The 16731-nt window shown below is 27.6% G+C and carries 14 protein-coding genes; 4 read left to right on the top strand and 10 right to left on the bottom strand.

Annotated elements, in window-relative coordinates; translation table 11 throughout:
• Positions 1-52: 52 nt before the first annotated feature.
• From ctlX to G8C43_RS06845, 9 genes are all read right to left on the bottom strand, one after another.
• Entirely contained in the window at positions 53-997 is a 945-nt protein-coding gene (gene ctlX / locus G8C43_RS06885; RefSeq protein ID WP_221404041.1) for a citrulline utilization hydrolase CtlX, read from the bottom strand.
• Entirely contained in the window at positions 990-1910 is a 921-nt protein-coding gene (locus tag G8C43_RS06880; protein WP_166005040.1) for a dimethylarginine dimethylaminohydrolase family protein, read from the bottom strand. Before G8C43_RS06880 ends, ctlX begins: the two co-directional genes overlap by 8 nt.
• Before the next feature lie 109 nt (positions 1911-2019).
• A complete protein-coding gene (locus G8C43_RS06875) occupies positions 2020-3090 on the bottom strand; it encodes a glycosyltransferase (protein WP_166005038.1) in 1071 nt (356 codons plus the stop codon).
• Complete coding sequence (locus G8C43_RS06870) at positions 3091-3639, bottom strand: serine acetyltransferase (protein WP_166005036.1); 549 nt, start codon at positions 3637-3639, stop codon at positions 3091-3093.
• Between the two features lies 1 nt (position 3640).
• Positions 3641-4792 (bottom strand): glycosyltransferase, encoded by a 1152-nt coding sequence (locus G8C43_RS06865; protein WP_166005034.1) that lies wholly within the window; start codon positions 4790-4792, stop codon positions 3641-3643.
• On the bottom strand, positions 4789-5811 hold the full coding sequence (locus tag G8C43_RS10065; RefSeq protein ID WP_166005022.1) for an acyltransferase family protein: 1023 nt from the start codon (positions 5809-5811) through the stop codon (positions 4789-4791). The genes G8C43_RS06865 and G8C43_RS10065 overlap by 4 nt, the downstream gene beginning before the upstream one ends.
• 12 nt (positions 5812-5823) lie before the next feature.
• A complete protein-coding gene (locus G8C43_RS06855) occupies positions 5824-6960 on the bottom strand; it encodes a glycosyltransferase (protein ID WP_166005020.1) in 1137 nt (378 codons plus the stop codon).
• 13 nt (positions 6961-6973) lie between these two features.
• Entirely contained in the window at positions 6974-7900 is a 927-nt protein-coding gene (locus tag G8C43_RS06850) for a glycosyltransferase family A protein (RefSeq protein WP_166005018.1), read from the bottom strand.
• Positions 7901-7912: 12 nt separating this feature from the next.
• Positions 7913-9079 (bottom strand): glycosyltransferase, encoded by a 1167-nt coding sequence (locus G8C43_RS06845; RefSeq protein ID WP_166005016.1) that lies wholly within the window; start codon positions 9077-9079, stop codon positions 7913-7915.
• Positions 9080-9334: 255 nt separating this feature from the next.
• Here G8C43_RS06845 and G8C43_RS06840 point away from each other — a divergent pair, with 255 nt between their 5' ends.
• The 4 genes from G8C43_RS06840 to G8C43_RS06825 all read left to right on the top strand — a co-directional run bounded on the left by G8C43_RS06840 (position 9335) and on the right by G8C43_RS06825 (position 15026).
• The gene (locus tag G8C43_RS06840; protein WP_166005014.1) at positions 9335-11572 is read left to right on the top strand and encodes a patatin-like phospholipase family protein; all 2238 of its coding nucleotides are present in this window, start codon (positions 9335-9337) and stop codon (positions 11570-11572) included.
• Between the two features lie 218 nt (positions 11573-11790).
• Entirely contained in the window at positions 11791-12207 is a 417-nt protein-coding gene (ybeY, locus tag G8C43_RS06835; protein ID WP_166005012.1) for an rRNA maturation RNase YbeY, read from the top strand.
• 46 nt (positions 12208-12253) lie between these two features.
• Positions 12254-14122, top strand: a complete 1869-nt coding sequence (gene mnmG / locus G8C43_RS06830; RefSeq protein ID WP_166005011.1) for a tRNA uridine-5-carboxymethylaminomethyl(34) synthesis enzyme MnmG — start codon at positions 12254-12256, stop codon at positions 14120-14122.
• A 91-nt stretch (positions 14123-14213) separates the two neighbouring features.
• Entirely contained in the window at positions 14214-15026 is an 813-nt protein-coding gene (locus G8C43_RS06825; protein WP_166005009.1) for a class I SAM-dependent methyltransferase, read from the top strand.
• A gap of 317 nt (positions 15027-15343) precedes the next feature.
• On the opposite strand, the gene G8C43_RS06820 is transcribed toward G8C43_RS06825, so the two are convergent.
• Positions 15344-16537: a phosphoglycerate kinase gene (locus tag G8C43_RS06820; protein WP_160567761.1), complete on the bottom strand. Its 1194-nt coding sequence runs from the start codon at positions 16535-16537 to the stop codon at positions 15344-15346.
• Positions 16538-16731 lie beyond the last annotated feature (194 nt).

Here is a 16731-nt window from a genome sequence, read left to right as displayed (position 1 = left end):
TATAACGGGATTTCATTAATTTACAAAATTATTTAATAGTAAAAGCCGATTTTTAACTTTCTGCTTTAGGTAAAAATATTTCTGCTAACATACATCGTACGCCACCGCCGCCGTATTTTTCAATTGTGGGAATATCAAATACCAATATTTGACTGTATTTATTTATGGCATTTATTTGACCTGCATTCAAGGATTGGTAGGCTGTATTGGACATTACTAAAAATCTTTCTTTTTTATCGTTTTCCAGTTGTAAGGTATTTCCTAAAAAATGATTCATTTGTTCTTCTGAAATGATAATTACCTCCTTTTTCGTAGTTTGTAAAAAGTCTATTACTAGTTTTCTTTCTTTTACATCTTGGATAGATTCTTTACAAATTATGGCGAAATCTTCTGCCACGCTCATCATTACATTGGTATGATACACCGGGTATCTTTTACCATTTTTTTCTTGTGTAGAATGAAAAACTACAGGTGAGAATTCCAAATCTTCACAAAACTCTATAAAAAGTTCTTCGTTGGTTCTTTCTGAAATGGCAGCATAGGCGATTTCATTAGTACGATCCAATACCATGCTTCCGGTTCCTTCTAAAAAAATATCTTCCTCTTCAGCCCGGCTGTAATCTATTATTTCATTAATTATAAATCCTTCCTTCTCTATACTATCCAATATATCTTCTCTTCTTTCTACTCTTCTATTTTCAGCATACATAGGATAAAGCACTACTTTACCGTCTGAATGAAAAGAAATCCAGTTATTTGGAAAAATTGAATCCGGTGTATGCGGTTGCTCCGTATCTTTAACAACCAAAACATTTATTCCGAATTTTCTAAGTTTTTCAACCATATTTCTGAATTCTTCCTTTGCTTTTTCTTGAATAGATTCTACAGAAACCGAATCGTTTTGTTGGAAGAAATTATTTTTTGCTGTTTGATAATTATACCCAAAGGAAACGGGTTCTATCATCAATACGGTATTTGTTATCTGCTTATTACTCATTTGTACGTATTAAAGGTAAAGTGGAACATCTTAGAAGGCCTCCCATTTTTGATATTTCATGGTATGGAACTTTTTCTACTTTTATATTCCATTCGTTTTCCATAAAATTATTAAGTCTTTCAAATTTATTTTCCGAAATAACCACTTCCGGTGAAATGGAAAATACATTAGTATTCATGTAATACAATTCTTCGTCAGTTACTTCAAAGACATTATTTGTGCCAAAAAAATCAAGTAAGAAATGATAGTCTTTTTCATTTGCAAAACCTCCTTTGTAAAGAATAGCTTTATCTTTTCCAACAGGCATAAAGGTGCAATCGAGATGTAAAATTCCGTTTCTCGGGTTTTTATCATCTTTTTTTAACGGTAAATTTATAAAGGTTTTATTAGGAAATAAATCTTTTAAGTAATCTATAGCATATTGGTTTGTTCTCGCTGTTTTAATATTCGCAAAGTCTTTTCCTTCATAAGCTCCGCAAAAAACAACATCGTTGTGAGGTATAATATCCCCTCCTTCAACTTTTGCTTTTTTAGGAAGATTATAAATATTCTGAAAATATATGGATTTGAATATTTCCTTATAAGCATAGAGTTCTTCTGCTCGATCTGCAATCATATTAGATATAATGATCTTATCTTCTATAACAAAGGCTACATCTCTTGCAAATACTTGGTTATAATCTTTTAAAATTTCGGGAGTTAAAACCGTAACATCATATTTTTGAAGGGCTTTTTTAAATTCCTTCATTTCGTGTATTACGTCTTCTTCTATAGGGTAACTGTTGTTTTTTACATTTTCATAAGACTTTGCATCATAAGTTTCATTTAGTTCCGGTGTTTTTCCCATAGAACAGGGTTGACCCAGAACAACCACTTTCAGCTTTGATGTTTCATTTTTTATGTTGAGCTGCATAATATTTCATCTAGTTAATTGATTAAAAAAAATCAAAGTTAGTTCAAATTTACAGAAAATTTATTTTTAAGGAGTTTTACTTTATGTTAACGGACTTTATTCGCCTAATTTAGTTTTTATTAGCTTCCAAAATTTTTTCATATTGGTGTATGATCTTATCTTTTGAAAATCTATTTATTATGGAATTTTTTATACGATTTTTATCGTATTTTTTACTTAATGTTATTTTTATCTCCTCAGCAAAATTTTTATGATCTTCAATGGAAATTATCCTTCCATTAACATTTTCTTCAATTATTTCACTGATTCCCCCTTTACAATTATTTGCTAATGAAAATGTTCCGGTAGCTCCTGCTTCTAACAATACATTGGGAAAACCTTCATATCTGGAAGAGAGGATAAATAGATCTGCATTTTTTAAATATGGATAGGGATTAGTTATTTTTCCTAAAAATTTTACATTCTTAATTTGTAAAGAATCTTTTAATTCAATCAATTTTTCTTTATCGTCTCCCTCTCCTATGATATATAAAAATATATTTTCATTTTTTAGGTATGAAAAAACTTTTAATAGATTGTCAAAGCCTTTACGATAGGAAAGATTGCCGATAGCCACTACATTTTTAAAGCCTTCGAAAAATGGAAAATTCATAGGTTCGAGTGATTTTGCTTCAACTGCATCTACATCCACCGGATTATTGATTTTTATAATCTTTTCTTCATGTATTTTCAGGTTGTTTATGAGATCATATTTCATATCATCACTTTGTGCAATGACTGTATCAAAATTATTGTAAAAACGATAAAAAAATCTTATTTCCGGTCGGGTTACATGTTGAGAAACTATATTGGTTTCTCTTGCTATAAAACGTATTTTCGGAAAAAAGGGTATTATGGGGGCTAAATAGGCCGATACTTCACCCCATCCGCCAAAAACAATATCGGGTTTTAATGTTCTAAGTACCTTAATTATGGGAAAAAATGCATTTCTTATTCGAGACGTTTTTATATCTATAATTTCAATATTTTTATCTAAAAGCTCAAGATAATATCCTTCTTTTCTCATTAGAAGGAGCTTTGGAGTAAATTTATTTTTATCCAAATTATTTATAAGCAAAGTAATTATTCTTTCTGCCCCGCCCATATTTAAATCCGGAAGTATAAACAGTATGGTTTTCATTTACACTTTATTATTAATATATCCTTGGGTTGCTTTTTCATTGGGTTGTATTTGAGCTACATTTCCAATTACAATTGAATTATCGGGAATATCTTCCGTAACATAGGCATTGGGCGCGATCAAAACATTATTTCCTATTTTTATATTGCCTACAAGTACTGCATTAGTACCTATCCATACTTCATCTCCTATAACAGGTACTCCTGCTTTTTTGCCTCTGTTCGTTTTTCCTATAGTAACTCCGGGAGCTATATTACAATTTTTGCCAATTTTTACTTTGGGATTTATGATAACTGTTCCCCAATGACCGAGGTAAAAGCCTTCTCCAATTTGTGTTTCCGGATATATCTGAAATCCATATTTAGTTTGGTAATGATATAAAATCAATCGATATAAAGTTCCAAATACCGATTTTTTTGGATATACGGATGCTTTTCTTAAAAAATATATATACCGAAAATTGGGATTTATTAGAGCTTTGCCTAAAAATTTCCCCGGCCATTTTCCGTATATTCTGAAATAATCTTTTTGTATTAAAGAGTTTGACATTTTATAAATTGTCTAAAATAGTTGTTAATCGGGATACAGCATTTTCTAATGTAAAGGGCAATTCCTTGTCGTTCATTTCTTGTATATATTTTTGGGTGATCTCGGGTTGTGTTAAAAATTGTTTCATTCCGGTATAAATCCCTTCTTCAGAATTTTCGACGATTTTTCCTAATTTACCCTCTTGCAATATTTCGCTGACTCCGGAAACATCCGTAGCTATTATCGGCTTTTTCAACGTTAGTGCTTCAAATAAAACGGTTGGATATCCTTCATATCGTGAGGATAAAATAAAATAATCAGCATTTTTAAAAAATGGATAGGGATTTTCTTGATAACCTACCATTTTTACTGTATCATCCAAATTCAAAGATTTAACCAAAGTATGGATATTTTTAAAATCATACCCATCTCCTACTATATAAATTTTATGCTTATATCCTTCTTGTAAAAGCCTTTTATGCATTTTTATAAGTCGGTCAAAACCTTTCTGTGGAAAAACTGTACCAACAGCTACAAAAATTTTTTCATTCTTTTCTTTCGTAAAAGTAAAGTTAATATCTTCTTCTGATTTTTTTATAATTTCTTGGGAATCAATTGGATTATAAATTCTAATTAGTTTTTCTCTGTCCTCTCGGGTTGTGGCTAATTTTTCGAATCCGGATTTAATTTTTTCAGATATTACCCATATTTTATCTGCTTTAAAAAAATTACTTAATTTTTTGGTTGTATATTCTGATATGCTGAACAAATCATTATGAACCCAAACTACTTTTTTTGAGGTTTTTATTGGACTTTTTAAAACTTCTTCTAACAGTCTGTGATTGGCAATAAGCTCTATATCATAATGTTGTTTTTTTAAAATAAATTTATAAAGTGCTTTAGGAAATAATTTCAACAGTACTTCATAGGATCTTCTAAAAGCTTTAACGGGTATTTCCCACGGTTTGTTTGTTGTTATCATTTCTCCTTTATGTAGATGATATACTGAGACCCAAGAGGGAACGTCTTTTAAATATTTTCCTGATTTAAGATTTAACAACAGATCTATTTCATACTTATTTTCGGGTAAATTTTTTAAAAATGTTACTAAAACTTTTTCAGCTCCTCCATGACGTAAGGATCCTATTCTAATAAGTATTTTCTTTTTATTCATCTTAACTTTAAAAAATTTTTTAATTCATTTGAAAGTTTTTTTTCAATGAATTGAAAGAGTATATATGAAAATAATATGATGCTTAATATCATTAAAATGTAGAAAAAATAATTAAATAAATCATTATTAAATATTCCCGGAAAAATATTAAAATGATTCATTAATAGATTTGGTATAAACGGATGAAATAAATATAAAGAATATGATATATTTCCTAAGAAATAAAGGGCATTTAGATTTATTTTTATTTGAGAAAAATCAAAATTAATTACGCTATATACGATGAATGTAAAAAAAAGTAATAAACTTATTTTATTATTTATTTTAACATAATTGAATAAAAATAAAATCAATATAAACATTGATACTGTAAACAATGTTAATGAAATTTGAGAATTATTTATTATAATTTTTTTTCTAAATAATCCTAATAAAACTCCTACTAAAAAGTAATTTAGCTGAAAGCTGGAAATCATATTTAGATAACTATTTTGATATTTAAAATGTTGTAAACTTATAAATATCATAAAAAATATAAGCAAAACTTTATATTTATAATGCCCAAATAATAAGCTTATTGCAAATATCAAGTAAAAAAACATTTCATAGTTTAAAGACCATCCTAAATATAAAATAGGGAATTCATTATACGGAATAAACATTATGGATTTTATTATTTTAATAAATACATTCCAATTAAAAGAATCAATAAATATAATATACCAAACAATTGTTAATATAGTATATAAAGGAACAATTCTAATTATTCTTTTCTTTATAAATGATATTGAATACTTATATTGACTTTGTAAATAATTATCTTTTGTGGTATATATCATTATAAATCCACTAATTATAAAAAATAATTCTACTCCATACACTCCTTTTCCAAATAAAAAATTTCCTAACTCACTATTATCATTTAAATTAATCCAATAACGTGTATGAAATCCACATACAAGTAATGATGCTAAACCTCTTAAACATTGAACATAGTATAATAATTTCTTATTTTCCATTTTTGACTTTAGTTAGTTTTTATCTAAAAGAATTTTCCATGTTGAAATAACGTTGTCCTTTTTCCACTTTTTAGATTCTTCATAAGAAGATTTATTTAATTTTTTTAACAACTCTTCATCAGTTATTAATAATTGAAGCTTATTTGTAAAATCTTCTTTATTATGATGCTTTATAAGAAAACCATTTTTATTATTTACTATTGAAGCAGGACCAAATTCACAATCATAAGAAATCAAAATATTGCTACAAAACATAGATTCAACCAGTACCAGACCAAAAGCCTCAGATTCTGATGCTAATACTAATATTTTACTTTTTTTCATATAATTACAGACCTCTTCTTTAGTTTTATTTCCCAATATCTCTATATGTGAATTAGGGTGATCTTTTACATAATTTTCTAAATAACTTTTTTCAGGTCCTTCTCCTATTATTTTAAAATTCCACCCTTCTTTTTCTTTTAAATTAGAATATATTTCCACTAGTTGCCTTATATTTTTTTCAGGATGTAGCCTTCCGACAAATAAAATGGTATTTTCTTTTTCTTCACAACATATAAATGGCATATTTTCAAAAGGATCACCTATGAGGTTATAAATTAAATAGCTGTTAGGATTTATCTTTTTATAATGTCCCTCGGATTCTTTATTTATATAAATAATTCCTTTTAAATTCTTGTAATATGGTCGCATAAGGGTATACCAAAAAAAACCTCCAATCTTATAGTTTATGTGTTCCCACGCCCATGTTTTCTTATTTATTCCTTTCATGGTGGACAACATGCTTGAAAGGGTATATCTGCAAGAAACTATGGTATCATAATTCTGATGGTTTTTTTTTAACCATTTTTTTAATAGGCAATATACCCCGTATTGATAAATATAATTTTTAATGTTTTGTTTCTTTGGCAACCACGAAAAGTATTTGTTAATTAGTACCATTGCCTTAAATGATTTTGTATTTCCAAAAGAATTTAAAACCACTGACTTAATTTTAGGATTTAAATCGTATAGAAATACCTCATTTCCATCCAAACATAAAACCGTTATATCGAACTTAGTACATAGTTCATTCATTAAATTAGTTAAAACGGTTTGTACTCCTCCGGATTTACCTAGTGAATAGGTTATAAACAATAACTTTTTCATTTTTTTATTACAGCTATCTTTTATTTATAAAATAATATATATAGCTAAATGGCAATGTTAAAACACTCATAGTCTTAATTAAAGGATTATTAATGTCTGTGATATTTGACGCTAAAGATTTTTTATTTAAAAAGGAATAAAATTGAAATCCTATTAAATTTCTAAGCAAAGTTTTAGGATATGAAAATAACTGATAGCTATAATTGTTTAACATGGCTTTATATCCCTCTCTTAATCCGAAAATATTTTTCCCCTTCCAACGGGTATTGGAAACCGATTCTGAATCGTTATCGTCTTTATGATAAGTACGAATTATCTTATTAATAAATTTTGTTTTTAACCCTTTTGCATCGTAAATGGTAAAGAAAATACTTTGAGGAATATAGCCTTTATTTTCATAAATTAAATAATCAAATTTATCCAATTCTCTTTGATAACTCTTTGTTATAAAAATACCATTTTTATCTCCCTTTACTTTGTACTTATACCGCATTTCTAAAATAGAACCTATAAATCCGTTTTCAGGGAAATAACTTCCTACTAAATTTCCTTCCGTATCTGCTGAATGTCCAATTACTCCAATATATTGATCTTGGTTTTCAATGCTGCAAACTTCATCATACAATATTTCAAATGAATTCTCAGGCCAACTATCATCTGAATCAATAATTACAAAATAAGGCGTTTTTACCTTCTTAATTCCTTCAAATACGGTAATAAATTTATGACGATTTTTTCCTTTACAGTATTCAATAGGAATACTGTTTTCATCTATATATTTTTGTACCAACTGACTGGTCGAATCCGTAGAACCATCATCCATAATTATCCACATAAATTGTTTAAATGATTGTTTTTTTAGTGATTCATAGACTCTATCAAGCGTATGAGCCCTATTATAAGTGGGTGTTATTACTGTTATTACGGAATTTTTTTCCATTCATTGATTTTTTTACTTTGTTAACAGCTTTTCTATTTCTTTATATATAGGAACTGGTGAGAAAATTTCTTTACAATTTTTATTATTTTCGATAAAGAATTGCACTTTTTTTGGGTCATACAACAGGGTTTTCATTGATTCATATAGGGCTGGTTCATTTTTACTTGGAATGAATATACCGTTTTCTTGATCGACCATCATTTCTCTAATTCCTCCAACATCGGTAGTTATAATCGGCTTTTCCAATATAAGGCTTTCTGCAATAACTAAAGGATACGCTTCTGAAAATGATGGAAGTATAAAATAATCTGCTTCTTTAATCAATGGGTAGGGATTACTATGTTCTCCCAAAAATATAAATGTTTCTTCTATACGATATTCTTTTACTTTTTTTAGTAATTCTTCTTTATATTCTCCCTCTCCAACGAGATATATTTTATGATATAATCCATCATCAATAAGCTTTTTATGGGCTTCAATTAAAAGTTGATAGCCTTTACCCGGTTTTATTCTTCCAACTGATATAAATGATTGTATTGAATCATTTTTGTGTGAACTGATTTTTATAGTTGGTTTCAGCTTGGATTTAGCTATGATATCATCAACCTCTATTGGATTATAAATAATCTTAGCATTTGCAGCAATCTGATCATTAAAACTTTTTGCACTTTGCATCGTTTGTTGTGAAACATAAACCATGGTATTAAATCTCAAAAATTTCGCTACAAATTTCTCTTTATTTCCATTTATGGTAATATTTTTTATATCACCATGCATCCAACCTATTTTTTTTGATTTTAGATTAGGACTGTTTAAAACATCATCGTAATTATAATGGAAAAAAGCTATTTCAACATCTTGATCATAGAGTTTTAGGTTTTTATATAATAATCGAGGAAATTTTGAATACAATTTTAATTTTGCAGCCCTAGTGATTAATTGAAATTTTTTTATAAAAGAATTTGAATTCATAAATTCTCTTCCTTTTCCTATATATTGAACTTTAATGGATTCCGGTATTTCTTTAATTAATTCTCCTTGATATAGATTCAACAATAAAGTAATATCAAAAATATTCTTATCTAAATGATTTAAAATATTTAGTAAGACTTTTTGAACACCTCCGGTTTCCATGGATCGGATTCTAAAAAGAATTTTAATTTTTTTTATTTCTTCCATTTATATAAGTAAAATATATATAGTTAAATCTATTTTTAATATTTTTTAATTATTTATTTTAATCGCTATATCTCAATTAATAGTTATAAATTTTAAATTCATTTTTATGAATAGTACCATCTTTCCTTTTAAAATAGATTTTAAAAATAAATGTAATACTAAGTATATTTTTAAGTAAATCTAAAAAAAACTTACCAATTCTTTCTATTTTATTATTACTTATATAAATTACATGTTTTTAATATATTTGCTATTATGAAATTTTGTAAAAAATACTTATTATTTTTTATTTTACTAATAGGAAATTTATTTTACGGTATAAATAGAGATTCAACTTTTATATCAATTCAGGATTCTTTAAATCGTAGACCCAAAGTAGGCTTAGTTCTTAGTGGCGGAGGTGCTAAAGGGTTCGCTCATGTAGAAGTTATAGAAGCTATTGAAAAAGCAGGAATTAAAATTGATTATATAAGCGGAACCAGTATGGGTGCCATAGTAGGTTCATTATATGCTGCAGGATATTCTCCTAAAGAAATGAGAAATATCATTAAAAGCATTGATTTTAACGAACTTTTTTTACAGGACAGAAATCGTAATTTTATTCCTTTTTTTGATAAATCTTACAGAGAAAAATATATTTTAACTTTACCCATCTCCAATTTTAAAGTAGTTTTTCCATCAGCTTTAAGTAAGGGACAAGGACCTTTAATGCTTTTAACTAATTTATTGTACAATGTTCATGATATTCATGATTATTCTAAACTACCGATACCTTTCTTATGCATAGCAACTAATTTAGAAACCGGTGACGAAGAGCAAATGGAAAAAGGTTTTCTTCCTCTCAGTGTTTTGGCCAGTGGTGCTTATCCTTCTCTTATCGAACCGGTTAAAATTGATGATAAAACTTTAATTGACGGTGGAATTGTTAATAATTTTCCTTCCCGAGCGTTACGAGATAAAGGCATGGATATCATAATTGGAGTTGATTTAGGCAATGGTTTACAAAAAGCGAATGAAATTAAATCAATATTAAATATTATTAGTCAAATTATAAGCTATCGTATCAATATCAAAACGGATTTTGAAAGAAGTTATGTAGATTTACTAATTCGACCTGATGTAAAGAATTATGAGGTAACCGATTTTGATAAAAAGGATTCCATTTTGTATAAAGGAAAACTAGCCGGAGAAAAGGCGTTTCCTGAGCTATTAAAAATTGCTAAATTACAAGGGTTTGATACTATCAATAGACCGAGAATACAGGAACTACCTTCCGAAAAAAATTTATTTATTACCAATCTTTCCATTATTGGTAATTCTTCAAAAGATTCTGTTTATATAAAAAGAAAATTAGGTTTGAAATTACCTCAAAATACCTCTATTACCAAATTAGATAAAGGAATTTCTGCTTTATATTCTACGGGAAATTATAATCGGGTTTTTTATGAGCTAACTTCTGAAAACTTTAATGAAAATCAACAAGTTAACTTATATCTGGATAAAAAAGATAACAATTCCATAAAATTTGGAATCCATTACGATGATGTGTATAAAACTTCTCTTTTAGCTAATGTTACTTTAAACAAACTCATATTAAATAATTCCAATTTATCCATTGATATAATTTTTGGAAATAATTTCAGAACTAATATAAATTATTATATTGATAATGGAATATTACCAAGTATTGGATCTAATACAACTTTTAATTCTTTTAATTTTAATTATTCCGATATAAAAAGAAGTGAATATTCCTTTAATCGTATTCGATACTTTAATCAACAACTATATCTACAATCTACCTTAAATGAAAAATATGCCGTGGGTACCGGTATAGAATATAGTTACATGCGCATCTCACCCTTTTCCTACGATCGAATTAACGATGTAGATCACAAAAATTTTAATAAGGACGAGAGTTTTTTTTATAATCCTTATTTTTATATAAAGGCCGATACGAGAGATAACTCTAACTTTCCTTTTAAAGGTTTTAAACTAGATGCCTCTGCTAAATATATATTTTATTCTAATGCTCCTAATTTTGAAAAATTTTCCACAATTAAAACTCAATTAAGTTATTCAATCCCTTTCGGACATCGATTAGCTTTAGAAAATCAACATTTTTTAGGAGTATCTTTTAATACGCCTTCTTTACAATACAAATATTTTAACGGTGGTTATTTTGAACAAGATTTTTTAAATTTCAGTAAATTTTTAGGATTACCATTTGTCTATAAATCCGGGGATCAACTATTCTCATTATATTCTTCTTTAAACTATAAAATCTTAAAAAATCATTATGTGAAAATTTATGCAGACATGGCTAATGTTGAAGATGAATTTAACGATATAAGATATTTTAAATACAAATATTTTAGTTATGGAGTGGGATATGGATATGACAGTCCTTTTGGACCTATTAACTTATTATACACATTTTCTACCAATCAAAACAAAGGTGTTTTTAGTGTTGGTTTAGGATATTGGTTTTAACAAAATTGTTACCTATCATTTTTTCAATCTTATTTATGTAAAATTACTTTATTTAAAAAACTTTTATTCATTATAAACATTTTCTCTTAATTTAACTTGGTATTAAATGTAAAAGTTATTATAAAATTTAATAGTATTAGTAAATAATATGAAGAATTTTATTATATTAAAATTTCAGAATTTAAATATTAATTTAGCTAAGTAGAAATTAACAAAAAATGATAAATTATTTTTCAAATAATGATTTTATTTTAAAAAATAAATTAAAAAGAAAAAAGTGGTTAAAAGAAGTTATACAACAAGAAGCCTGCCGTGTAGGGGATATAAATTATATTTTTTGCTCTGATGAACAATTATTAGAAATTAATATTCAATATTTAAATCATGATTATTACACGGATATAATTACGTTTGATTATAAAGAAAACCAATTAATTTCGGGTGATATATTCATTTCCACAGACAGAGTTAAAGATAATGCAGTAATTAATAATGAAAATTTTGATCATGAATTAAATCGTGTTTTAGTTCATGGAGTTCTGCATATCATCGGGTACAAAGATAAATTGGAAAAGGATATTGAACTTATGAGAAAAAAGGAAAACACTTATATAGACTTATATAAAAATTATTAAAAATTAATTATAAAAAAATTTTGTTTCACGTGAAACATCTGTTAAAATGATATTAGAAAAATACGATGTTATTGTTGTAGGTGGTGGACATGCAGGTTCAGAAGCTGCCGCTGCTGCTGCCAATTTAGGTTCAAAAACACTACTAATTACCATGAATCTTCAGACTATTGGTCAAATGTCTTGCAATCCGGCTATGGGAGGTATTGCAAAAGGACAAATAGTTAGAGAAATCGATGCTTTGGGCGGATTATCAGGTATCGTTACTGATAAAACTATGATTCAATTTAAGATGCTTAATTTATCTAAAGGTCCTGCCATGTGGAGTCCAAGAGCACAATCCGATCGAATGAGATTTTCGGAAGAATGGCGATTACAATTAGAAAGCATCCCAAATCTTGATTTCTTTCAAGACATGGTTGTTGAGTTATTAACAGAAAATGATCAAATTATTGGTGTTAAAACCTATATGGGAGCTGTTATTTATTCAAAAGCTGTAATATTAACTAATGGAACATTTCTAAATGGTTTAATCCATATTGGAAACAAACAGTTCGGCGGAGGTAGAATGGGTGAAAAAGCAGCATTTGGAATCACTGAAAATCTAGTTAAATTAGGATTTGAGGCCGGTAGAATGAAAACAGGAACACCTCCCAGGGTAGATGGTAGAAGCATAGATTTCTCAAAAATGGAAGAACAAAAAGGAGATACTAATCCACAAAAATTTTCCTATACTAATATACCTAAACTCAACAAACAAAGAAGTTGTTATATTACCTATACTAATGTAAAAGTTCATGAAGTTTTACGTGAAGGATTTGAAAGATCTCCTTTATTTAATGGAACAATTAAAAGTACAGGTCCAAGATATTGTCCTTCGATTGAAGACAAAATTAACAGATTTGCAGATAGAGAAAGACATCAAATATTTGCTGAACCGGAAGGTTGGCAAACTGTTGAATTTTACATCAACGGATTTAGTACATCTTTACCGGATGATATTCAAATTAAAGCTTTACAACTAATCCCCGGATTTGAAAAAGCTAAATTTTTCAGACCGGGTTACGCTATTGAATATGATTACTTCCCTCCTACTCAATTAAAAAATACATTAGAAACAAAAAATATTAATCATTTATATTTTGCGGGACAAATTAATGGTACAACGGGTTATGAAGAGGCAGCAGCTCAAGGATTGATGGCCGGTATTAATGCTTCACTTAAAATTCAAAATAAAGAGCCGTTGGTTCTTAAGAGAAATGAAGCGTATATTGGGGTATTAATTGATGATCTTATTACCAAAGGAACCGAAGAACCTTATCGAATGTTTACCTCACGTGCAGAATATAGAATGAGTTTAAGACAGGATAATGCCGATGAACGATTAACACCATTAAGTTATACACTTGGTTTAGCATCATCTGAAAGAATGCAAAATTTAGAAAAGAAAATCAAGCAAACGAATAATTGTATAGATTTTATAAAATCTACCTCCATAACCAAAGAAGAAACTAATCCAATTTTACTACAAAAAAATTCAACACCTATTTCTCAAACTGTAAAAGCTGACAGTATATTGGTTAGACCTAATATATACTTAAAAAACTTGGAAAACATATCCTCTATAAATGATTATATCAAATCAAATCATTTTTCGGATGAGGTTCTTGAACAAGTAGAAATTAAAATTAAATATAAAGGTTACATTGATAAAGAACTTGAAAATGTTGAAAAATTAAATAGATTAGAAAATATAAAAATTCCTTCAAATTTTGACTATTCAAAATTAAATAGTATTTCTACTGAAGCTAAACAAAAATTAATGAAATTCAAACCTGAGACTATAGGTCAAGCCAGTAGAATAAGTGGCGTATCTCCATCCGATATAAATGTTTTATTAATTTACATGGGTAGATAATATAAAGTTATAAATAAATGTTCCACGTGGAACATTTATTTATAATCCTAAATATTTTACTATATGATATTATATATATACAAAATTGAAAATGAAAATTAAAGATCACTTCTTATCTAATGAAATTTTTGAAATTCAAAAATCTGAATATACCGGTATTTTAAAAACTACCCAAATACCTGAGGATCTTTCAAAATATTATGAAAGTGAAAAATATTTATCCCATTCAAAAGATCAGTCTATAAAATCAAAAATATATTTATTAATTCAGAAACTGAATGAAAAATATAAATTAAAGATTATTAATAAATACAAAACGACCGGAACATTATTAGACTATGGTTGTGGAGATGGAACGTTCTTAAAATTCATAAAAGATAAAAATTTTTCAATACTTGGTTTTGAACCTAATATAAAAGCAGCAGAAACTGCTAAATCTAAAATTGGTGAAAATCATATAACTACTTCTTTAGATTCTGTTGAAAATAATTCTTTAGATATCATTACACTTTGGCATGTATTAGAACACATCCCTAATCCGAAAGAAATCCTGTCAAAATTAAGATTAAAATTAAAAAATGATGGATATATAGTAATAGCAGTTCCAAATTACAAATCTTTTGATGCTAAATTTTATAGAGAATTTTGGGCTGCCTGGGATGTACCTCGACATATATTTCATTATTCTAAAAAAGGAGCTATCGATTTTTTTAATAATCATAAGTTTGAAGTAATTCATACTTATCCCCTACCCTTTGATAGTTTCTATATTTCTTTAATCAGTGAAAATTATATGAATAATCCTTTAGGAATTTTTAGATTTCCATTCATTGCTGCCTTATCAAACTTAAAAGGAATGAATGATGGTAATTATTCATCTGTTATTTATATTTTGAAAAAATAAAATTTTCACAAAATTCTTATTATTAAATTAACTAGTATGCTAAGTTTAAAAGAAAATAATTTTTAATAATAGATATTTAAAATTTTAAATATTAATTAAATGAATCTATAAAATAGTATTTTTGATATAAATAGATATATATTAATAAAAATATTAATTTATTTATACAAAAAATATATTAAAAAAGATTTTATATATTAAAATTTATTAGAGCAATAATAAAATTAAAATTACTTTGAATAGTTACTAACATATAAAAAAAGAAGCTTGAAATATCAAGCTTCTTAATATGTATTGTATAATGCTAGATTTTAATACTAATCGTTTAAAATAGCTGCTACTCCGGGTAATTCTCTACCTTCTAATGATTCAAGCATTGCTCCTCCCCCGGTTGAAACGTAACTAACTTTGTCAGTATAATTATTTTGTTTAACAAATGCTACACTGTCACCTCCTCCAACTAAGGAGAAAGCTCCATTCTTAGTGGCTTCACCAATAGCGTCTCCAATAGCTTTCGTACCAACGGCAAAATTTGGCATTTCAAATACTCCTAAAGGTCCGTTCCATAATATGGTTTTAGAAGCTAAAATAACATCAGAAAATGTTTTAATAGTTTTAGGTCCAACATCCAAACCTTCCCATCCGTCAGGAATATCATTAGTATCGACTACTTTTCTATTTGCATCATTTGAAAAGTCATCACCTATAACAGAATCTTCCGGAAGATATACTTTTACACCTTTTTCTTTTGCTTTTTTAAGTATATCTAATGCCAATTCTTGTTTATCATCTTCACAAATAGAGTTTCCGATCTTACCTCCTTGAGCTTTAATAAAAGTATAGGTCATTCCTCCTCCGATTATTAAATTATCAACCACCGGAAGGATATTTTCTATAATAGTAATTTTAGAAGAAACTTTAGAACCTCCTAATATAGCTGTTACAGGTTTTTCGCCTGTTTTAAGGACTTTTTGAATAGCATCAAGCTCTTTGGCCATCAACAGACCAAAACATTTGTTAGAAGGGAAGAATTTAGCAATAATAGCAGTAGATGCATGAGCGCGATGTGCAGTACCGAATGCATCGTTTACATAAATATCACCTAGTTTGGCTAATTCTTTAGCAAATCCTTCATCTCCTTTCTCCTCTTCATTGTGAAAACGTAAATTTTCTAACAATAAAACTTCACCGGGTTTTAATTCTGCTGCAGCTTTTTCGGCTTTAGGGCCTACACATTCATCAACGAACTTAACAGGAACACCTAAAACTTTTGATACCTCATCAACAATGTGTTTTAAAGAATATTTATCTGTAACCTGACCTTTGGGTCTGCCTAAATGCGTCATCAATATTACAGAACCTCCATCTTTCAATATTTTATCTATAGTTGGCTTAGCAGAAACAATTCTTGTATTATCAGTAACCTTAAGATTTTCATCTTGAGGAACATTAAAATCAACTCTAATTAATGCTTTTTTTCCATTGAAATTGAAATCATTAACTGTCTTCATAATTTTTACTTATTTTTCTTACAAATATACCTTCATAAAAACGAAAAGAGAAATTTTGAAACCTGAATTTTTTCCACAATTAATTATTATATATATATCTTTTTTTAATTAATTAAATAAAATTTAAAGTAATAGTAATAATAGACCTGTTAATATGTTAATAACTTTGAAATAGTGAGTTATTAATATTTCTA

Source organism: Apibacter sp. B2966 (assembly GCF_011082485.1).
GTDB lineage: Bacteria > Bacteroidota > Bacteroidia > Flavobacteriales > Weeksellaceae > Apibacter.
Note: the sequence above shows the minus strand (reverse complement) of the source record. Positions and strands in the feature narration are given on the sequence as shown.